The 19,743-nt window shown below is 42.1% G+C and carries 16 protein-coding genes; 8 read left to right on the top strand and 8 right to left on the bottom strand.

What is annotated here, in order from left to right:
- Positions 1-272: 272 nt before the first annotated feature.
- Positions 273-662, top strand: coding sequence for a hypothetical protein (locus tag G2999_RS04505; RefSeq protein ID WP_232222418.1), 390 nt, complete (start codon positions 273-275; stop codon positions 660-662).
- Here G2999_RS04505 and G2999_RS04500 read toward each other — a convergent pair.
- A complete protein-coding gene (locus G2999_RS04500) occupies positions 659-1,714 on the bottom strand; it encodes a metal-dependent hydrolase (protein ID WP_010179183.1) in 1,056 nt (351 codons plus the stop codon). The genes G2999_RS04505 and G2999_RS04500 overlap by 4 nt on opposite strands.
- 200 nt (positions 1,715-1,914) lie before the next feature.
- Between G2999_RS04500 and G2999_RS04495 the strand changes: the two genes are divergently transcribed.
- Entirely contained in the window at positions 1,915-3,336 is a 1,422-nt protein-coding gene (locus tag G2999_RS04495) for a sugar porter family MFS transporter (RefSeq protein WP_010179181.1), read from the top strand.
- A gap of 110 nt (positions 3,337-3,446) precedes the next feature.
- On the opposite strand, the gene G2999_RS04490 is transcribed toward G2999_RS04495, so the two are convergent.
- The 3 genes from G2999_RS04490 to G2999_RS04480 form a co-directional block, all read right to left on the bottom strand.
- Positions 3,447-4,394: a PfkB family carbohydrate kinase gene (locus tag G2999_RS04490; RefSeq protein WP_010179179.1), complete on the bottom strand. Its 948-nt coding sequence runs from the start codon at positions 4,392-4,394 to the stop codon at positions 3,447-3,449.
- Between the two features lie 166 nt (positions 4,395-4,560).
- Positions 4,561-5,583, bottom strand: coding sequence for a CDP-glycerol--poly(glycerophosphate) glycerophosphotransferase (locus G2999_RS04485; protein ID WP_010179177.1), 1,023 nt, complete (start codon positions 5,581-5,583; stop codon positions 4,561-4,563).
- On the bottom strand, positions 5,584-5,979 hold the full coding sequence (locus G2999_RS04480; RefSeq protein ID WP_010179175.1) for an adenylyltransferase/cytidyltransferase family protein: 396 nt from the start codon (positions 5,977-5,979) through the stop codon (positions 5,584-5,586).
- A 199-nt stretch (positions 5,980-6,178) separates the two neighbouring features.
- On the opposite strand from G2999_RS04480, the gene G2999_RS04475 reads away from it, so the two are divergent.
- The 4 genes from G2999_RS04475 (at position 6,179) to G2999_RS04460 (ending at position 13,120) form a co-directional block, all read left to right on the top strand.
- Positions 6,179-7,447: an MFS transporter gene (locus G2999_RS04475; RefSeq protein WP_010179173.1), complete on the top strand. Its 1,269-nt coding sequence runs from the start codon at positions 6,179-6,181 to the stop codon at positions 7,445-7,447.
- A 232-nt stretch (positions 7,448-7,679) separates the two neighbouring features.
- The gene (locus G2999_RS04470) at positions 7,680-8,735 is read left to right on the top strand and encodes a hypothetical protein (protein ID WP_010179171.1); all 1,056 of its coding nucleotides are present in this window, start codon (positions 7,680-7,682) and stop codon (positions 8,733-8,735) included.
- 96 nt (positions 8,736-8,831) lie between these two features.
- A complete protein-coding gene (locus G2999_RS12600) occupies positions 8,832-11,018 on the top strand; it encodes a YjbH domain-containing protein (RefSeq protein WP_010179170.1) in 2,187 nt (728 codons plus the stop codon).
- A 50-nt stretch (positions 11,019-11,068) separates the two neighbouring features.
- On the top strand, positions 11,069-13,120 hold the full coding sequence (locus G2999_RS04460; protein WP_010179168.1) for a S9 family peptidase: 2,052 nt from the start codon (positions 11,069-11,071) through the stop codon (positions 13,118-13,120).
- Between the two features lie 75 nt (positions 13,121-13,195).
- On the opposite strand, the gene G2999_RS04455 is transcribed toward G2999_RS04460, so the two are convergent.
- Positions 13,196-14,818, bottom strand: a complete 1,623-nt coding sequence (locus G2999_RS04455) for an NAD(P)/FAD-dependent oxidoreductase (RefSeq protein WP_010179166.1) — start codon at positions 14,816-14,818, stop codon at positions 13,196-13,198.
- 194 nt (positions 14,819-15,012) lie between these two features.
- Here G2999_RS04455 and fdxA point away from each other — a divergent pair, with 194 nt between their 5' ends.
- Positions 15,013-15,339, top strand: coding sequence for a ferredoxin FdxA (fdxA, locus tag G2999_RS04450; RefSeq protein ID WP_010179164.1), 327 nt, complete (start codon positions 15,013-15,015; stop codon positions 15,337-15,339).
- Positions 15,340-15,380: 41 nt separating this feature from the next.
- Here the strand turns inward: fdxA and rlmE are convergent, their stop codons facing one another.
- Entirely contained in the window at positions 15,381-16,001 is a 621-nt protein-coding gene (gene rlmE, locus G2999_RS04445; protein WP_010179162.1) for a 23S rRNA (uridine(2552)-2'-O)-methyltransferase RlmE, read from the bottom strand.
- 128 nt (positions 16,002-16,129) lie between these two features.
- On the opposite strand from rlmE, the gene G2999_RS04440 reads away from it, so the two are divergent.
- Complete coding sequence (locus tag G2999_RS04440; RefSeq protein ID WP_010179160.1) at positions 16,130-16,885, top strand: RNA methyltransferase; 756 nt, start codon at positions 16,130-16,132, stop codon at positions 16,883-16,885.
- A 24-nt stretch (positions 16,886-16,909) separates the two neighbouring features.
- Here the strand turns inward: G2999_RS04440 and G2999_RS11845 are convergent, their stop codons facing one another.
- A complete protein-coding gene (locus G2999_RS11845; RefSeq protein ID WP_010179158.1) occupies positions 16,910-17,470 on the bottom strand; it encodes a class GN sortase in 561 nt (186 codons plus the stop codon).
- Positions 17,467-19,740, bottom strand: coding sequence for a marine proteobacterial sortase target protein (locus G2999_RS04430; protein ID WP_010179156.1), 2,274 nt, complete (start codon positions 19,738-19,740; stop codon positions 17,467-17,469). The genes G2999_RS11845 and G2999_RS04430 overlap by 4 nt, the downstream gene beginning before the upstream one ends.
- Between the last annotated feature and the right edge of the window lie 3 nt (positions 19,741-19,743).

The raw sequence follows: 19,743 nt of genomic DNA, 5'->3' as shown, positions 1-19,743 counted from the left end.
GCCTCCGAAGGGCTGCGTTCTATTCATGCGCCTCGCGCAGCGATGAGCTACGGGTGCATCAAAGCGATGCGTATTGTAACGAAACTAACTCAAAAGTACAGAACAATGAACTGTATAGCCGGGCACTTCAGTAAAGACACTTTTTTCGACTTTCAATATTCCGCCTAAGCATTTTTCCTAGGAAATTAACTTATATACCACATTAATTTTACCTGACAAAATAACCACTAATAGCATCATTTTGTAGCTATCATTTATACAGAGTAAAGACATTGAAACTATTAAACACAGTTATGTTTCTAGGTGTAATTTTATTGTGCGCATCTTCTTGGGAAGTCGAGACCACTGAATATTCCAATATAAGAGACCTTCGTCAACATGAATCTAGCCTGTTGGAACAAGCCAAACATAATGACAAATTGAGTATGATAAAACTCGGTAACTTATATTTAGATAATGATACTGAGCTTTTTAATCAATATAAAGGCTTTACATGGTTAGATAAAGCAGCAATGACAAAGCCGAATTTCGAACGTGATAAAGCTATTATAAAACGTCTTTATCAACACCCTAATAAAGAACGTCAACACTTTTGGCTTCTCCATGGTGCCAAATATAATGACAAAGAAGCAGTGGATATACTCTTTAACTTTTCTAGTTAAGGGCTAATCCTAATTGATGGGTCAATAATACGTTGAAATACCTTGGGTAAGTCACTGATATCAGGACGACGGCTAACTTGTGCGAAATCACTAGTGCTAATCTGGCCGTTTTGACTTATCTGACCGACTTCAAACGTAAACACATACGCGCCCTCCATTCCCATACGTAAATCCGACAAGATGATACGCTTTTCCTCTTGGCGAACCGAATAAGCTCCTTTTGTAAACCAAATCAACCGCTGTACTTCCCATTTATCTTGAATACTCGCTAGCAAACTGGGATCAGTTTCATAACGAGTAATACTGACATCTTCAGCCCGATCAAACACAGATGTAAAGACTTCATAGTAATGGTCTTCTTGCATGACCACGGTCCGCCATAACAATGTAGTCATTGGCGCAGAGGTACTGATAACCAAATCTGATGAAATATTAGCTTGAGCAAATGCGGCGTTATTCAGTTGCTCAATATGCCACTTAGCTACCACACTCCATGCTAAATATACCGTGCTAATGATAAGAGCAGCCGAACATGTTTTGAATAAAGTGGCGGGGTTAATCTTCGGGATAAAAAACATCACCAATAATACTAATAAAGGCAATGTATAGAGTGGATCAATAATAAATAACGTTGAAATAGCAAAAGGATATTCTGTTATAGGCCATAAAAATTGCGTCCCATACACAGTAAACCCATCAATCAACGCATGTGTTGCTAAAACTAAAAACACCATCCATGTGCATCTCAGCAAGGATTGTTTTTTATGGGGAAGCACGATGTCATCTGCAGTGAGTTTTGCTGGCACCATTTTTTCTAACCTTAACAGCAACCAAGCAAATAGTGGTGCCACCAATGCATGCACAATAAACGAGTGACTGAACCCCCGATGATAGGTAAAGTTTTGGACATCGCCTCCATAATTGATGAATACGTCCAAATCAGGAATGGTACCTAAAATAGCGCCATGCAACGCTGCGCGCTTCCCCATTTGTTTACCCATCACCGCATAACCCACGGCACTGCCTAACGCTATTTGTGTTAAAGAATCCAAAAAACAACTTCCTTTTTTATAATGACATTAATTGGTTTTGATAAACATTATACTGTGAAGCTAGCTGTTAAGGTCATTATAGATGATGAGCGTTGAATACCAATATAGTTAACTATAGTCCCTCAACGTATAAAAATTTCCCCGCAATGGATAATATTTACGATAGAATGTGAAAATAAAATAATAAGGTAATGATACTCATGACTTCACCATTAACCCCTCCTCAACCACCAGCTCAAGAGAATACGTCTGTGCTCTATGTCTTCTTTATCTCTGCCGTGGCAGCTATTGGTGGGTTCTTGTTTGGCTTTGACTCGGGAGTCATCAACGGCACAGTTAGTGCACTGAGTAATGCTTTTAATGCCGATGATATTGGCACCGGCTTTAATGTGGCATCAGTGTTATTAGGTTGCGCAGTCGGTGCATTAGCTGCAGGTCCGATTGCTGACCGTGCTGGTCGTAAACCCATCATGATTATCACCGCATTAATTTTCGCTATTAGCGCTTATGGTTCAGGTATTGCCGACTCTTCTGCTGAATTTATCTTTTATCGACTTATTGGAGGATTAGGCATCGGCGCAGCATCCGTCTTAGCGCCAGCTTATATTGCAGAAGTCGCCCCTGCAGCCATCCGTGGAAGATTAGCCACACTACAACAGCTGGCCATTGTATTAGGTTTATTTGCCGCATTTTTAAGTAACTATGTGATTGCATCGGTATCTGGTGGAGCAGAAGCACAGTTTCTTCTGGAGATAGCAGCGTGGCGCTGGATGTTTTGGGTAGAGCTTATCCCCGCAACGCTATTTTTCGTCGGCGTGTTATTTATCCCTGAATCACCGCGTTATTTGGTGGCTCAATGTAAACCCCATCTGGCTGAAGCCATCTTCAAACGCATCACTAAAGGCACCGAAGCCATACAAATTAAAGCCGTCCAAGACTCTCTCAAAGGAGAAAAGAAACCTAGCCTGAGTGATCTGTTTATTGATGGTAGTAAAAAAATCCATCCCATTATTTGGGTGGGGATCACCCTATCTGTGTTCCAACAATTTGTTGGGATCAATGTCGTTTTTTATTATGGCGCACAGTTATGGCAAGCCGCAGGTTTTGATGAATCCCAATCGCTCTTTATCAATGTACTTGCCGGCACGACCAATATTATATCAACATTTATCGCGATCGCATTGGTCGATAAAATTGGTCGAAAGCCACTGCTGCTATTTGGTAGCATCGGCATGTTTGTCAGCTTAGGTAGTTTGACTTATATTTTCGGTACCGCGGGGCTAGATGAAGCTGGTCAGTTAGCACTCACAGACTCTATGGGAACATTGGCACTAGTGATGGCGAATTTTTTTGTCGTGTGCTTTGGCGCAAGCTGGGGCCCCGTTGTATGGGTTCTATTAGGCGAGATGTTTAATAACCGCATTCGTGGTGCGGCACTCGCCGTAGCAGCAAGCGCGCAGTGGATTGCAAACTTCACCATCACCATGACATTCCCAATCCTACTAGGCAGTATTGGACTGTCGGGTGCTTATGGCTTATATGCTTTGTCGGCGCTCATCAGTGTGTTCTTTGTCGTTAAATATGTCAAAGAAACGCGCGGAGCGAGCTTAGAACAAATGTAACGCCAATAAAGGCGTTAACATACATAGACGCTCTCTCACAAATAATAAAGGCGCGAATCCAATAAAGTTTCGCGCTATTTCAAAATAGTACTGGTAAGGAAGGTAAAAGACTAACGCGTTTTTAACGCAGCGATGACGTCTTCCTGTGAAGGGGGCTGACACCCTTGCTGTTCGACATTCAAGGTCGCTGCCATTAAACCAAAGTGAAGCGCTTTAATAAGGGCTTCTTCTGACCATGAATTATCATCAGAGGCTTCCTGTTGACCACGCAATAACTGCGCTAAAAACGCAGAAAAGAACGTATCCCCAGCACCCACTGCATCAGTAAATACTGTTGGCGTATAAACAGGTCGAGCAATTGATTGCGTCGACGTTAATAATGTCGCGCCATTTGCTCCTTCGGTCAATAACACTATCCCATTATTAAGCTGAGTAAGGATTTGTTGTGCACCTTCTAATGGCGCAGTATCAATACCGAGTAACAATAAATCTTCGTCACTGACCTTTACGATATCAGCAAAGGGCACTAACGATAAAACTGCTGCAATATACTTTTCATTATCACGCTCTACCCCTTTACGCATATTGATATCGAGACTAATCAGAACATTACGTTTTTTCAATTCGATAAAACACGGGACTAACACATCGACCATGCTAGGTACTAAGGCTAATGAGCCTGTATGAAATAACGCTAAATCTTCAGGAATAAGATCGATGAGTTGCTGTGCATCAATATCTAAATCAGCAATTGATTGACGATATAAGCGGTAGTCTGGCTGACCATCAGCATCGGTATACACCAACGCCAAAGAAGTGGGTAAAAATGAACGGTTATCGGCAGGAAGCTGAATACCCTCGGATACAGCATATTCGAATAAACGCTCACCATATCTATCGGTCGCCAATGGTGATAGGTAATGAGTATCCAATCCTTGCTTGGCGAAGCTACGCGCCACATTAAACGGTGAACCACCGATATGCGCAGAGAGTTGATCGTCGCTTTGTTCAATCAAATCAAATAATGCTTCACCAAATACAGCAGTTTTTATGGTCATACCTAGTTCCTTGTCCTACGGTTAATTTATTGTGTCACTTGTTCCGTTTTTGCTCACCGAGATATTCATAAGTGAACAAATAATTCACTATTATCCGAGTTTAATAAAGGACATGCAACAAGGTTGTGTCTGTAAAAATACAAAATGACACTTATTTTTTATCCATTTAAAACCAATAATTAAGACGTTTTCTTAATTTCAAGTTCCTCAACCAATTACGTGGTTTAGCAACATTTTCGGCACGTGGAAACGCTTTGATTTCGGCAAGCGTAGCATCAAGCACTCGCTGCGCAGCTTGACCATCAGTATAAGGATGCATCATATGACGATAAGTATTGATAGCATCGTTAAGTTGGGTATCACCACTCAACGCTTTTTGGAGAGCACCGGCTAAATCATCTGGTTCAGTGATGTTAATTAAGACATCTTCTGGCTGTGCATTGTTGAATGTGACCACGGGTTTGTTGAGTAATAAAAACTCCGTAATCGCTGAAGAGGTATCTGAGACCATAACATCACAACTATTTAATAATGGCAAAATAGACGCTTCTTTTACCACGATGAGTTTATCATGTTGCATAGCTTCGTATTGAGCAATGACGTCGGGATCCATTTTAGGATGAAATTTAATATTCCATACCCAGTCCTGTTCATAGCTCAACGTCACTATCTGAGATAGTAAAGCCGTTGCTGAACCAAAACTTGGTGAGAATGTTGGTGCATAGAGTATGTGAGCGGGTTCATCACTCGCGCGGTTGACCCTAGGCATTTGGAATAAAGCATCAAGTTTCGTCCAGCCGGTTTCTACTACCGAAAAATGCGGATGTAGTTCTCGTAATTCTAAGAATTTATCCGTGAAAAATGGCCCTTGAGTACAGTACAAATCAAAACATTCACGGATCCGAAAGTGTCCTTTCTTTTTCCATTCAAAGCCATGAAATAACTGCACTTTTAAACCAGGAATAAATGAAGGTACGACATTTCCTGGTAAAAACACTGCATCAGGCTGGTAGGCAATGGTCGCTTTCACTGAATCTAATACGACCTCATCGTCGAGGAATAAAGCTTGGTTAACTTTTTTTCCATCAACAAACCACTTCACTGCATGGCCATTTTCAAGCATGACTTTTGCTAATGGGCGCATGATTTCAAACGAGTAGTTTTGTGATAGATATAAAAGAAATCTCATTTATGAGGTTTCCTTAATAATTTCAATAATTTCTGTCGTTGAAATAGAAGGCGTACGTGGTAAATAAATGACTTCACACACATCCTTGAATTCATCAAATTTTCCAGCCCAATCATCTCCCATAACAAGCACATCAGCATTGTACTTAAGAATATACTCTCGTTTTTGCTCCAATGATTCTTCTTTAAAGACCTCATCAACAAAACGCATCGAAGAGAGTAATTCCTCTCGACTTTGGAACGAATAGATAGGATTACGACCTTTTTTATTAAAGTTCAATTCATCAGAAGACAAGCCAACTATTAAGTGATCCCCATGTTCGCGTGCGCGTTTTAAAATGCGGATATGACCGATATGCAGAACATCAAATGTCCCAAATGTAATGATTTTGCGCAAATGAATACCTATTTAGGCTTGAGATTAATACAATAAGAAAGGTGTATGACCAATCAAAGTATATAATGATGTCATAAAAATGCAATATTTCAGAGATTCACTCGTACTCAAGACACTTTTTTAATGATGGTAAAACTCACTATTAACTAATAAGGAGTTAGGTATAATCACTTTATTAATACCATTAAATTATCATCCTATGCAGCAAACACCACCGCAACAATATACAACATTAATTCATCCGATCTTAATCGCTGGCTGCGTCATCATTATGCTGAGTTTCGCCATCCGTGCTTCATTTGGCCTATTTCAGATCCCCATTGCTACAGAATTTAATTGGTTACGCAGCGAATTTTCATTAGCGATAGCTCTACAAAATTTGTTTTGGGGCATTGGTCAGCCGATATTTGGGGCTTTCGCCGAAAAGTACGGTGATCGTAAAGCAATTATAATCGGCATTGGCTGTTATGCACTAGGGTTATGCTTATCTGCTTTTGCTATTACGCCAGGGCAACATCAAATATTAGAAATGCTAGTGGGATTTGGGATTGCGGGGACCGGGTTTGGGCTAATTTTAGCGATTGTGGGGCGAGCAACTTCTGATCAACACCGTTCATTAGCATTAGGTATCACCACTGCTGCAGGTTCGATTGGACAGATCATCGGTCCTCCCGTGGCACAAGGTTTGTTACAAGCATTTGTATGGCAGGATGTGTTTCTTATATTTGCAGGGATAATTTGTTTATCCATTTTTGCTGTTAGCTTTTTGAAGGCTCCTGCAACAAAAATAACACCAAACGAATGCCATAACGTGACGGAAGAATCATTGTCTGTTGTTGTACAACGGAGTGTGAAAGACCCCACTTTCATCTTTTTATTTGTCGGATTTTTCTCATGTGGATATCAGTTAGCGTTTATTACTGCACATTTTCCCGCACTCATTACTGAAATGTGCTCAGCCATTAGCCCAGCAAGCTTGATCCAAAGCTTAGGCGTGACAACTACATCCGGACTTGGCGCCATGTCCATTGCATTAATTGGTTTAGCTAATGTCGGTGGCACAATTTACGCAGGCTGGCTGGGTAATCGCTATTCACGCAAATACCTACTGGCAGGTATCTATACATTACGGACATTGATATCAATCATTTTCATTATCAACCCAATAACGCCTGAATCTGTGGTGTTGTTCTCTATTATCATGGGAGCCTTATGGCTAGCGACCGTCCCGCTAACGGCTGGCTTGATTGGACATATTTACGGGCTTAAATATATGGGGACACTTTATGGACTGGTCTTTTTTTCCCATCAACTAGGTGGATTTCTTGGCGTTTGGTTAGGAGGTAGTTTGTATGATTATTATGGCGATTACACGATGGTGTGGTGGATTGGGATTGGTGTCGGTGCATTCTCAGCGCTGATACACTTGCCTGTTGATGAGAGACCTAAGTACCGCTTAGCAGATTAAATATTAAAGTTTGATGACTAAGAAATATTCTTACTTTCTTTTTCGAAAAAATATGCTTTAATATTAACCAAGTATTACTTATATATTTTTAATTGCCCAAAATGGCAAATAAAATAAAACCACAATTGTCACCTAAATATTTGAGTGTTACAATTTAATCTATTAAATCTCGAATTAACTTCAAAGTCATCTTGAATAAAGAGGGACCTTTGATAAATTAAAAGGAAATTCCATGAGAACTATGCTGAAAGTGTTACCCCTAAGTGTCATTGCTCTGTCATTAACCGGCTGTTTTAGCGGAAGTGATAAAGCAGAGTTTGTATCAACGCCTGTTATCCCTACGCCTTCAACTCTAGCCATTTCTGGTGAAGTCGTAAAAGGTACATTAGCAAATGCAACCGTTGAAGCCTTTGCTGCTGCTGACTTAGACTTCGCAAATGTACTTGCAACTACGCAAACAGACGCTAATGGTGATTACACGTTAACTATAACTGATACTTCTGGTGCTGCTATTGTTGGTTCTTTCTTCGTACGTATTTCTGCGGATGATGATACAACTATGATTTGTGATGCGGCAGCATGTGGTGATGTTGCTCGTGGAGAAGCGATTCCAGCAGCGTCATTAACTGGCTTATCACTTAGTACGATTACTAACTCTACTGGTACTGGTACTATTGCTTCTGCTAACGCCAATGCATTAACATCATTAGCGACAGACGCACTAGTATCTGCAGCTCGTGCAAGCACTGCTAACGATTTATCAAACCCTACGAGCCTTGCTGAAGCGCAAAAAGCTGCATCTAAAATTGTTGCGGCTATTTTAGGTGTCGACGCCGGTGAGACTAATTTATTTGACGTAGCGATTGTTGATGCGTCTGATTCTGCTGCAGTATCTACGGACGCATTAAGTGCAACACTAAACTTAATCAATGCTTCTTTATCTGGTTTAACTGTTGCTGACGGTGAGACTCTTGGTGGTGCGATTGCAAATTACGTGGATGCTGTTGATGATATCACTGCAGCATTAATTGCTGACCCTGAAGCTGACTTGGGTGCAGAGCAAGCAGCCGCTGTTGCTTCAATCAATACAATCCAAGCACAAGTTAATACATTAGTACAAGACATCGCTTCTGAAATTGGTCAAGATACCGGTACTACAGTAACTCTTAACCCAATTGCTGACCAAGTTAACCCTAGTGACATCGAAGATATTTTCAACGGTGTAGATATCACTGGTGCTACAGGCGGTACTGGTGGTACTGGTGGTACTGGCGGTACAGGTGGTTAATTAACTATCCATTGATACTTCTTAAAAAAAGCTAAAAGTCTGACTTTTAGCTTTTTTTTGGCTTAAAATACGGATGAATATAAGTGAAGTCTTAAGATGAAAAAAGCTTTGATAACGTTACTGCTAGGTTCGACCTGTACGCTCTCAACGGGTATACATGCGTCAGACGACTTCGTAGTTGATAACGCTGAACCAACGAATAAACGCGTAATGCATACTTTCTCTATGCAAGGCTATACGGGTGTATTCAATACACCAAATGCTGATGTGATAAAATATGGTGATGGTCTCTTTAGTTATAGTGATAATTTTTACATCAGAAGAGAGCTAATATCCGCAAGCGATATGAAGTTTGGTGTAGGGTTAATGCCGGGTCTCGAACTGGTTGGCCGTTTAGCGACACGAAAATGGCACTGTAACCTTTATACTGATACGCGCCCAGAATGTAGTGGACCACGTGATCTGTCAGCGTCCATCAAATATACCTTACCTTTGATCCCTGAAGATTGGTTTAAAGTGGCTATTGGTGGGCAGGACCTGGGTGGAGCAGCGGTTAATTCACAAGCCTTTTATGCCGTAGCATCTAAAGATTTTGATTTAGACCAATTTGGCTTATTAAAAGTCAGTGCCGGTGTCGCCACGTCAGATTACGTGAGTGATTATATGAACGGTGCCATTGCATCGGTTGAATACCAGCCATTTGAATTTTTACAAATTGCCACAGAGCACGATGGACATGCACTAAACGCTGGTTTTAAATTTATTACACCAGAACAGTGGTTACCTGAAGGGTGGCAAGTATCTGCGGCTTTACAACTCTTTTCCACCGAATCAGAGCTTAACGAAAAAAATAAATGGTTTAGTCTTAATATGAATGTCCCATTAAGTGATGGTGCGAGGCGTAAAACGTCTCAACAAACGGCGAATGATGCTCTTAATGACGCACAGTCAAATAATTCATCAACCGTTACAAACCATGGCTTTGTCAAAGTAACAACACCTGAACACGCTACTAATATTGACGATTCTGTCTTACGACAATCTACCAATGCACCTGCATCCTTGGCATTATCCACAGTGACTCGCGAGAATATTGATGCGTTTGCTGAGTATGTGACTGAATATGGATTTGAGTCAGTCAGCATTCGTTTAGCAGATAATAATGCGGGTTTGGTCATTCAGTTTGAGAATAATTTATATAACCGAAATGAAGACCAAGCCATTGCCGTCATGTCACGTCTCATCACAGAACGTTTGCATGTGAATACACAATTACAATTGTTAAACTTTGGTTTAGTGGTGAAGAATATCGAGCTTGAATATGCTCAGCCAGCAATATTGTCAATCGATAATGTCGTGCCTACTGCGCCTGATAATATTTTGTTAGATTGGTTAGACTTTTCTGATAAAAAATGGCTTGTCAATAATGCATCCAGCGCCTATTTCGTCCCGCGGATTACGGTTGCACCGGCTATTTCCAGCTTAGTAGGTACTGAATATGGTTCGTTTGATTTTCAACTGCTCGCCAGTCTAAACTACCAGATGTCTTTATGGCCTGGGGCCGTCATCGATGTACGCTATATGAGTGATACATTACTTAATACAGATGATTTCGAAGAAGGACAATATATAAGTAATCGTTTCTCTATTCCAGAAGGCGTCAACCGTAAGTTGTTCCATCAAGCGTTTGTTTTACCATATAATATTTCGACGCAATTTTCATTTGGTGAAGCATTTAATATGACGGATGTCATGATTAATGAAACACGTTTTCAAACGGATGATGGTGCGCACCGCGTTACGTTATTAGCCGGTGAATTAACTGAAACGGTGACTCTGAAACGCATATTTTATTATACGCAAGTGAACAAATATGAACCGAGATTACTCAAGTATCGCTATCGTTTTGCTCCATTAAACTGGGATATTGAAGTGACAGCTGGTGAATTTTTACAAGGTGATACTGGGTTTAAAGTGAAATCGTCACATTGGTTTGGTGACACTCAGATAAATATTAATTACCGCCGTACTGATTTCAAAGAGGATCGTAACCGTGAGGAAACCGAGTTTGTATCATTGGGGATCTCAATTCCATTAAACTTGAATCGTTCGATGCGTTCCAATTATGGATTCCAAGTAAAAGGGATCGAACAATGGAGTTACAACGTAGAAACGGTATTAACGACACCAGGTAATCCGAATTCGTTAACCACGGGATTTGGTCAAGAACCATCCCTATATCATAATCTTAACCAAGCGTATTATAACCGCGACAGACATTAACATAAGAACAGGAGTCGAGCATGCTACATCAGATAAAGAAACCCTTTTTAATGTACTGGCAAGCTCTACTCCTTGCCCTTCTTACGTCAAGCGTTAGTTATCATGCCATTGCCGATGAACATGACACCCTCAGCTATGAAGATCTATTTCATTTAGAATTCAGCGCTAATCCCATCATACTAAACGATCAAAAGACCGTCTTATACGAGCGTCATAGTATGAATATTATGGCGGATAATAAACGTATTAACCTATGGACGGTGCAACTAGATGGATCTGCGCATCTTCCATTTATCTCAGATGAATATAATCATTATTCTGCGGTACTTTCTAACAGCGCTTCAAAAATAGCGTATATCTCGACTCGCTCCGGCACGCCACAAATTTATGTACATGACTTTGCCTCCAACACCACTATAAAAGTGACCAATGTGCAAAGCTCACCGAGTAACATCAGTTTCTCACCTGATGATAAACACATCGCATTTACGATGTTCACCCCAACCAATGCTAAGCCCAAATTCAGCCTCGGGTTCAAACCGAAAGGTGCAACATGGGCTGAAGATGCGCATTACATCGATAACACCTTATTTCAACGTGATGGCTCAGGAATGAAAGCTCCTGGCAATACTCATCTCTATGTTGTACCAACGATTGGTGGAACACCGCGACAAGTTACACAAGGGCAATATGACTTTGCTAGTAAGGTCATCTGGGCAGCAGACGGCAAATCGGTGTTGATGTCGGCGAATATTCGCGATGATCGTGAGTTTGATATCTTTAATACAGATATATTAAAAGTGGATCTGAGTGACGGCACATATACGGCGTTAACCAACAACACAGGTCCTGAGAATATTGCAGCACTCAGTCCTGATGGACAATATCTTGCGTTTACTGGATTTGACGATAATGGTAAATCGAATCAACTCGAACAGCTGTTTATAATGAATTTAACCGATAATGGTACTAGAGCACTCACGCCAACACTCGACCGTGCGGTAGATGATGTGCAATGGGCTGCTGATAGTGAGTCACTGTATATCAGTTATGATGATCGTGGTGAGAAACTCGTTGCGAATGTGAGTTTGTCTCGTGAATTGAACGTGTTATCACGCGCATTAGGAGGGCAAAGTATTGGCCGTCCATATACCTCTGGTGACTTTGCTGTAACCAGTGCTGGTGAGGTGGTGTTGACCCATTCTACCGGTATCAGTCCGGCTGATTTAGCGGTACTCTCGGGTGATAAACTCACTACCTTGACTGATTTAAACAGTGATGTATTGGGACATAAAACACTCAATGCGCCAGAACTTATCACAATGAAAAGCTCGGTCGATGAACGTGAATTGATGGCGTGGGTCGTTAAACCCCCGCAATTTGATCCTAAGAAACAATACCCACTTATTTTAGAGATCCACGGCGGTCCCCACACCGCGTATGGCCCTGAGTTTTCTACTGAAGTTCAAATGTTTGCTGCCGCTGGCTACGTTGTAGTCTATGGCAACCCGCGCGGCTCGACCTCACAAGGTGCTGAGTTCGCTAACCTGATTGATAAAAACTATCCTTCTCAAGATTACAACGACCTCATGGATATGGTCGATGCGGTGATTGATGAAGGCTATATTGATACCGATAATTTATTTGTGACCGGCGGCTCAGGCGGTGGCGTACTAACCGCATGGATCATTGGCAATACCGACCGTTTCACAGCTGCAGTGGTCGCTAAACCCGTGATTAATTGGATCAGCATGATCGGCACATCCGATATCTACACCTTTATGACCAAATATTGGTTCACCGACTTACCATGGAACGATATTGATCAGTATTGGCAACGCTCGCCTTTACGCCTTGTCGGTAATGTCACCACACCAACTATGGTGTTAACGGGCGAGCTGGATGTGCGCACCCCAATGGCAGAAAGTGAACAATATTATGGGGCATTGCGACTACAGAAAGTTGAAAGTGCGATGGTGCGCATTCAAGGAGCCTATCATGGCATTGCGGTGAAACCATCGAATCTTGCACGTAAGATTGGGCACATTATCACGTGGTTTGATAAATATAAGACAGTTGATAGTGATAAAGAGGCAAAATAAATAGTAATTATCTTTTTTCGTCAGCACTTTTTATTGACGCAAAGGTAAGTAAAAAGTGCTCACAACTTTGCGTAGTTACACTGTCTCACCTACCACAGACAACGCTACTGCCTCTGCCACTCGAATACCATCAATCCCTGCAGACCAAATACCACCGGCATAGCCAGCGCCTTCACCGGCGGGGTATAGTCCTTTAACATTGACACTTTGATAGTCTTTGTCTCGCTTAATACAAATAGGAGACGAGGTACGTGTTTCCACGCCTGTGAGTAGACCGTCTTTTTTGGCAAAGCCTGTAATTTGTTTATTAAACGCGGGGATCGCTTCACGAATAGCATGGGTCACATAATCTGGTACCACTTTACTCAAATCTGTTAACGTCACACCTGGCGTATATGAGGGTTTGACCTCACCTAAGTCTTCACTGGCTTGGCCTTTCAAAAAATCGCCAATAAGCTGAGCAGGGGCATGATAATTTTCACCACCAGCGGCAAACGCCATTTCTTCCAAACGACGTTGCAGCTCTATACCTGCTAACGGATCACCAGGATAATCTTCTTCTGGAGTAATCCCTACCACAATCGCGCTATTGGCGTTACGTTCATGGCGTGAATATTGGCTCATGCCATTCGTCACGACGCGACCCGGCTCAGAAGCGGCAGCCACGACAGTGCCTCCAGGACACATACAAAAACTATACACAGTTCGGCCATTTTTACAGTGATGTACTAACTTATAATCAGCTGCTCCTAGGATGGGATTGCCGGCATTATCACCAAAACGGCACGTATCAATCATGCTTTGCTCATGCTCAATGCGAAAACCTATCGAGAAGGGTTTAGCTTCGACATAGACGCCTTGCTCATGCAATGCTTTAAACGTATCACGAGCACTATGACCTACCGCTAAAATCACATGTTTGGCCGCTAAATAACTGCCATCAGACAGGTGTAAGCCTTGAATCGCATGATCATCACCATCTGGGACTAAATCGAGTTTATCGACACGCGTACTGAAGCGGATTTCACCCCCCAAAGAGATGATCTCCGCACGCATTTTTTCCACCATATTCACCAGCTTAAAGGTACCAATATGGGGTTTACTGACGTACATAATTTCTTCAGGTGCACCAGCTGCCACAAATTCATGCAACACTTTACGGCCATAATGTTTACGGTCTTTCACTTGAGAATATAACTTCCCATCTGAAAACGTACCCGCGCCGCCCTCACCAAATTGAACATTGGATTCTGGATTAAGTGGCTGCTTACGCCAAAATCCAAAGGTGTCTTTAGTACGCTCACGCACCGCTTTGCCCCGTTCAAGGACGATAGGCTTAAAGCCCATTTGCGCCAAAATGAGTGCAGCAAATAATCCACAAGGACCCAAGCCTACCACTACAGGACGCTCACTCAAATCTGCTGGTGCTTGCGTGACAAACTTATAGGTCATATCTGGGGTAGCACGAACATATTGGTCTTTAGCAAAGTGTTCAAGTAATTCAGCGTTACATTCGGTATCGATATCTAGCGTGTAAATCAACATGATGTTTTTGTTATTACGCGCGTCGTAACCACGCTTGAAAACATTAAACGAACGTAATTGGCTTTTATCGATTTGGAGTTTATCTAAAATCGCAGCTTCAATGGCCTGCTCATCATGATTTAGGGGAAGTTTAATATCAGTCAAACGTAACATATTGGAAGTTCTCATCACTATGCCGGACAGCCTTTCTGTCAGGGCGTGTCCATTTTAAAGCAGTTAGGTTGCTTTAGATAGTCTAGTTTACAACAGCCATGATGGTAATTACGCAGGATCATCAAGGATACTTGAGTTTTAACAAGAGCACTTTATAATTCAACACCATCCATATCACCTAAGAGTGTAAGCCCATGACGTTTGTCGTTACTGATAATTGTATTAAGTGTAAATACACCGATTGTGTGGCAGTTTGTCCTGTGGATGCGTTTTTTGAAGGCCCCAATTTTCTGGTAATAGACCCCGATATCTGTATTGATTGTGAGCTATGTGTTCCTGAATGTCCGGCAGATGCGATCGTTCAAGATGAAAAGATATCTCCTGATCAAGCCCAATTTCTTGAACTGAATGCAGAGCTTGCCAAACAATGGCCCAATATTAATGAGATGAAACCTGCCCCTGCCGATGCAGACAAATGGAACGGCGTGGCGAATAAAATCCCATTATTGTTAATCGAATAGCTAAACTACGCTAATAGCCACACCCTAGACTGAGAAACGTACTAACCTTTAAAACCTTTCCCGACAACATAGACCTCTCGAGAACGTGGACGCGATGCTGCAGGTTTGCGGATAATGACCTTTGAGAATGATTGACGCACCTCTTTAACATATTCTTCATACCCAACGCCTTGGAATACTTTGGCACAAAACCCACCACCTGGCTTCAATACATTGCGTGCCATATCTAGCGCCAGTTCTACTAAATAAATTGAGGAGTATTGGTCGGTTGTATTATTGCCACTTAAATTTGGCGCCATATCTGATACCACTGTATCGACGCGATCATCGCCAAGCTCTTTTAAAATCGCGTTATAAACGGCCTCATCAGTGAAATCACCTTGTAGAAAAGATACCCCTACAATGCTATCCATGGGTAAAATATCTGACGCAATGACACGCCCTGCATCACCAACCATAGGCGCAAGTACTTGCGACCAACCACCTGGTGCAGATCCCAAATCCATGACAATATTGCCTGGACGCACTAACTGATCTTTTTCGTTGATCTCAATCAGCTTATAACTGGCACGCGAACGATACCCATCAACTTGGGCTTTTTTGACATAAGGATCATTCAGATGGTCTTCCATCCATTTTTTGCTGGGTTTAGGTTTTGCCATGGATAATCGGTGCTTGTGGTTTCGTTAAGACGAGTCATATTGTAAACTGCCCAACTAGATTTGCAAACGACTCGTTCATTTCATATCAGATTTACGCGTATCCATCTTATTGCACTCAGGAAGTTGACATGAAGCTCGACAACGTTAAAAAGCTCCACCAGAAAAAATACCGTGCTGAATTCGGGCATTACTTATTAGAAGGTGAGCATCTCATTTTGGAGTTAGTCAAAGCCTCTGAACGACAACCGCATCTTTTAAAAAGTATCTTATATGTCTCCCCGGAATATGTTCAATGGGCGCATGATTTACCGATAAGCTTTAATGTCATTGAATTGACAACGAAGCAAATGAATAATATCAGTGATACCAAGACTCCCCCAGGGATTATCGCCTGTGTCCCCCTTGAATCAACCGATCAATTAACTACCAACACCACAACATCAGCGGATAGCCAACGTTATGTATATCTGCATGAGGTTCAAGATCCGGGTAACCTCGGGACGATTATTCGCACCCTTGCATGGTTTGGTGATGTTACGTTATTACTCAGCCCTAACAGTGTTGACCCATTTAATGCCAAAGTGGTGCGTGCCAGTATGGGAGCACTTTTCTATGTGCCTATCGAGCAAGATATTAGTTTAGCTCAACTCAATGAACGCTTTGATGAATTTGCCTATCTAGATATGAATGGTGAGTCTATCGCTGCCACATCATTTAAGACGATGCCTTGTTATGTATTTGGGAATGAAGCTCGCGGCGTTCCGCGAGACGCATTGACGCAGATGCCTGCCACCGCATTTACTATCAAAGGTGCAGGCAATATTGAATCGTTGAATTTAGCCAGTGCCGTCAATATGTGCATGTATGAACTGATGGGCAGATAATGCATTGCTACAGAGAGTCTCAAATCAATAATTCACCAGACTTCCCTGTACTACATAACGTAAATCCGTCGAGGACATTTCTGTCTCAAATGGATAACAGGTAATTAATGTCACTTGCTGTCCTGCATATTGAGATAATATATGTACATCGTGTTGATCAATTATACGGATATGCTCCACCTGATACACTTTACGCATATCTTCAAATTCTAACCGTATCGTATCACCTACCGCGACATGCTCTAACGATGCAAAATGACTATCATTATGTGCCGCAATTGCAATATTTGGCGAAGTGATATCCGAGGTCAGTAACACTGGACCAAATGCTAAATTTCGATTATTCGCACCCGCTAACACATACAAAGGATAACCATCATCCAATGTCAATTTTGCGATTGGATAAGTATCCGCCCAAGACCACGGAGCGACAATCTCGCCATGATTTAACTGCTGTTCCCATGCTTGAGCAATGAGATGTTGTGCCAAGTGTGCTTTAGCAACATAATATCCCGCCTGTCCCCACGTAGAAGTGAGAAGCAGCATCAGTATTGCTACTGCACTGTAATGTATAATCATTTTCATCGAACTATCCACTTAATAATTGAATAGCCTATGCCCCAAAAGCCTAATCCGATCCATCCCAACCAACCATATATGCCCAAACCTAAGCTAGTTTGAGGCAGTTGGCCGACTAAGTGCTGTGCTTTAGCATTCAATACATCGACTGCTTTTGATTGCTTGCCCATCGGTTTAGACGGTGTAACATCGACCGCGACAAGTGACGTGAAACGGCTGATTATCTTTGCTGACAGGGCCGTTTCTGTGATCTTAGCCTGCATGATGTCAGGTAACTCTTCAGGAAGATATTCAGTATTGGTATGCCACCATGATTCAATGTTTTTAATTTTTGCGCGCGCCCAGAGCTTATTTAAGCCCATAGTAAGATGCGATGACACCGGCAGCGCTTGACTCCATATTTGCTCAAGCCCTGTTTCATCTGAGCCTAAACGCCCCTTGATGGTTAACGGCTCAGGCTGATCCGCAACCCCATCATAGCGATAACTGAGCACCACCGGCTGATCCAGATAGATATCCGGTAATACTTGTGGATATAAGGATAGCTCCTCACTTGGAGTCAATTGAATATCCGTGATCATCGGCGAACGTAATTGCGAGAACAAATACGCCATTTTAGGTTGAATCTCAGTTAAATCATCAATATACGTATACGTGCCCTTACCTAACATCGCCGCGTATTCCATAAAATGACTATTCGGCGCCGCTCCAATACCAACAGTGAATAGGCGTTTGTCACCGAGCTGTTCAGCGATTTGCTTTAATAATTCACGCTCATTGTTGATACTGCCATCAGTCACAAATATGACTTGAGTCAAACCTGTTGAACTATCTAATAACTGCGTCAATGATAGGGCCAAAGCATCTTGCATATTGGTCCCCCCATCTGAATCAACATGACGCAAAAACCTCATTGCTTCGGCCTTACTCACCTCATCAGCAAATTGGCTTTGACGCCACAAAGCACGAGCTTCACTATCAAAATCAACAATGTTAAACGTGTCATGCTCTGTCAAATATGAGACTCCCTCCCTGATGGCATCGATAGCTTGTGTTAAGGCTGTACCATGCATTGAACCCGATGAATCGAGAACAAATATTGTATTTTGTTGAATCGATGGTGTCACGGTTGAAGCCATTGAAGAAGGATCGTGAGATATTACCGGTGGCACCACATGGATGAGACCATAAGTAGTACCGTCAATGTATTCTTGGTAATGCCCTACCACAGCATCATCTGTATTTCCTAGTGACCAGGATACGACAAAATCACGATTCGCCACATCCTCTTCAGCTAAACGAACTTGATATATTCCTTTATCAATCGCTTCACTTTCTATGTGATGAGTCGTCGATGTGATGCGCGTATCAGCTGACTGTGTATTTAACGTTAACACAACATCCATTGCATATTGTTTGTGAGCATAATCGGGATCGACAGGATCGAGCGACTCCCCACTCCCATCAACACTGTTAAGCTCTCCCGCATAGCGCTGTGACAACGTCATAGGTAATCGTACCAAATACTCACCATCAGTATATTGCGCGATATTTTGATAGGAAATGGTGATCGATATATGCTCGCCAGGCCCAATGTTAGCAATAGTATTGGTAAACAAGTTGGGACGTTTTTGTTCCACCAAACTGGCTTTTTTACCACCGGCTTTCGCTTTATTAAACGTCTTTTTAGCTTGGGCTTTTTCTTGTATTACACCTTCAATTGTCCGTGTACCTATTTGCATGTATAACTCATCAACAGCCGCCCCCAGAGGGACAGGAAATACGTAAGTCGCATCTATCCACTCTTGACTTGTATTGACAAAATACTGAGTAATACGCGTCCGCTCTACCACACCAGTCACATTCATCTCAACGTCAGTACTTATGATTGGACTGGGGACATACATCTGTGGTTGGCTTTCAAGCGATTCTCCAGTCAATGATTTTGTCTCGCTTGACTTAGGCGCTACGGGAATAAATAACGTCCCCTCTTCTACTTGAAAAATATTCGTCACAATAGGGGCTTGGCGATTGATTAGGCCATAGTTACCATCCACGTTAATAATAACAGGCTGACTCGTGACAGACGTGTTAGACGCACGCTGAAGTGATGTGGATGACGCTATGGGTGTCACACTGTCTATTGGGATATCTGCCTCATCTAGCCAGCCCACATTAGCTAAGGCGACTCCTGTTAATACTGCCGCAGCTGTTACTCCTGATACCAAGAGCGTCTTGAACTTCATGGTTAACGTATTAAATGATGTCACCCGCATAAT

It is taken from the genome of Glaciecola sp. HTCC2999, from assembly GCF_000155775.1.
Taxonomy (GTDB): domain Bacteria; phylum Pseudomonadota; class Gammaproteobacteria; order Enterobacterales; family Alteromonadaceae; genus Opacimonas.
Note: the sequence above shows the minus strand (reverse complement) of the source record. Positions and strands in the feature narration are given on the sequence as shown.

Coding starts and splice junctions, on each gene's coding strand:
- G2999_RS04495 (WP_010179181.1), top strand. CDS start 1,915: ATGACTTCACCATTAACCCCTCCTCAACCACCAGCTCAAGAGAATACG.
- G2999_RS04430 (WP_010179156.1), bottom strand. CDS start 19,740: ATGCGGGTGACATCATTTAATACGTTAACCATGAAGTTCAAGACGCTC.
- G2999_RS04440 (WP_010179160.1), top strand. CDS start 16,130: ATGAAGCTCGACAACGTTAAAAAGCTCCACCAGAAAAAATACCGTGCT.
- G2999_RS04485 (WP_010179177.1), bottom strand. CDS start 5,583: ATGAGATTTCTTTTATATCTATCACAAAACTACTCGTTTGAAATCATG.
- G2999_RS04470 (WP_010179171.1), top strand. CDS start 7,680: ATGAGAACTATGCTGAAAGTGTTACCCCTAAGTGTCATTGCTCTGTCA.
- G2999_RS12600 (WP_010179170.1), top strand. CDS start 8,832: ATGAAAAAAGCTTTGATAACGTTACTGCTAGGTTCGACCTGTACGCTC.
- fdxA (WP_010179164.1), top strand. CDS start 15,013: ATGACGTTTGTCGTTACTGATAATTGTATTAAGTGTAAATACACCGAT.
- rlmE (WP_010179162.1), bottom strand. CDS start 16,001: ATGGCAAAACCTAAACCCAGCAAAAAATGGATGGAAGACCATCTGAAT.
- G2999_RS11845 (WP_010179158.1), bottom strand. CDS start 17,470: ATGAAAATGATTATACATTACAGTGCAGTAGCAATACTGATGCTGCTT.
- G2999_RS04455 (WP_010179166.1), bottom strand. CDS start 14,818: ATGTTACGTTTGACTGATATTAAACTTCCCCTAAATCATGATGAGCAG.
- G2999_RS04460 (WP_010179168.1), top strand. CDS start 11,069: ATGTACTGGCAAGCTCTACTCCTTGCCCTTCTTACGTCAAGCGTTAGT.
- G2999_RS04475 (WP_010179173.1), top strand. CDS start 6,179: ATGCAGCAAACACCACCGCAACAATATACAACATTAATTCATCCGATC.
- G2999_RS04490 (WP_010179179.1), bottom strand. CDS start 4,394: ATGACCATAAAAACTGCTGTATTTGGTGAAGCATTATTTGATTTGATT.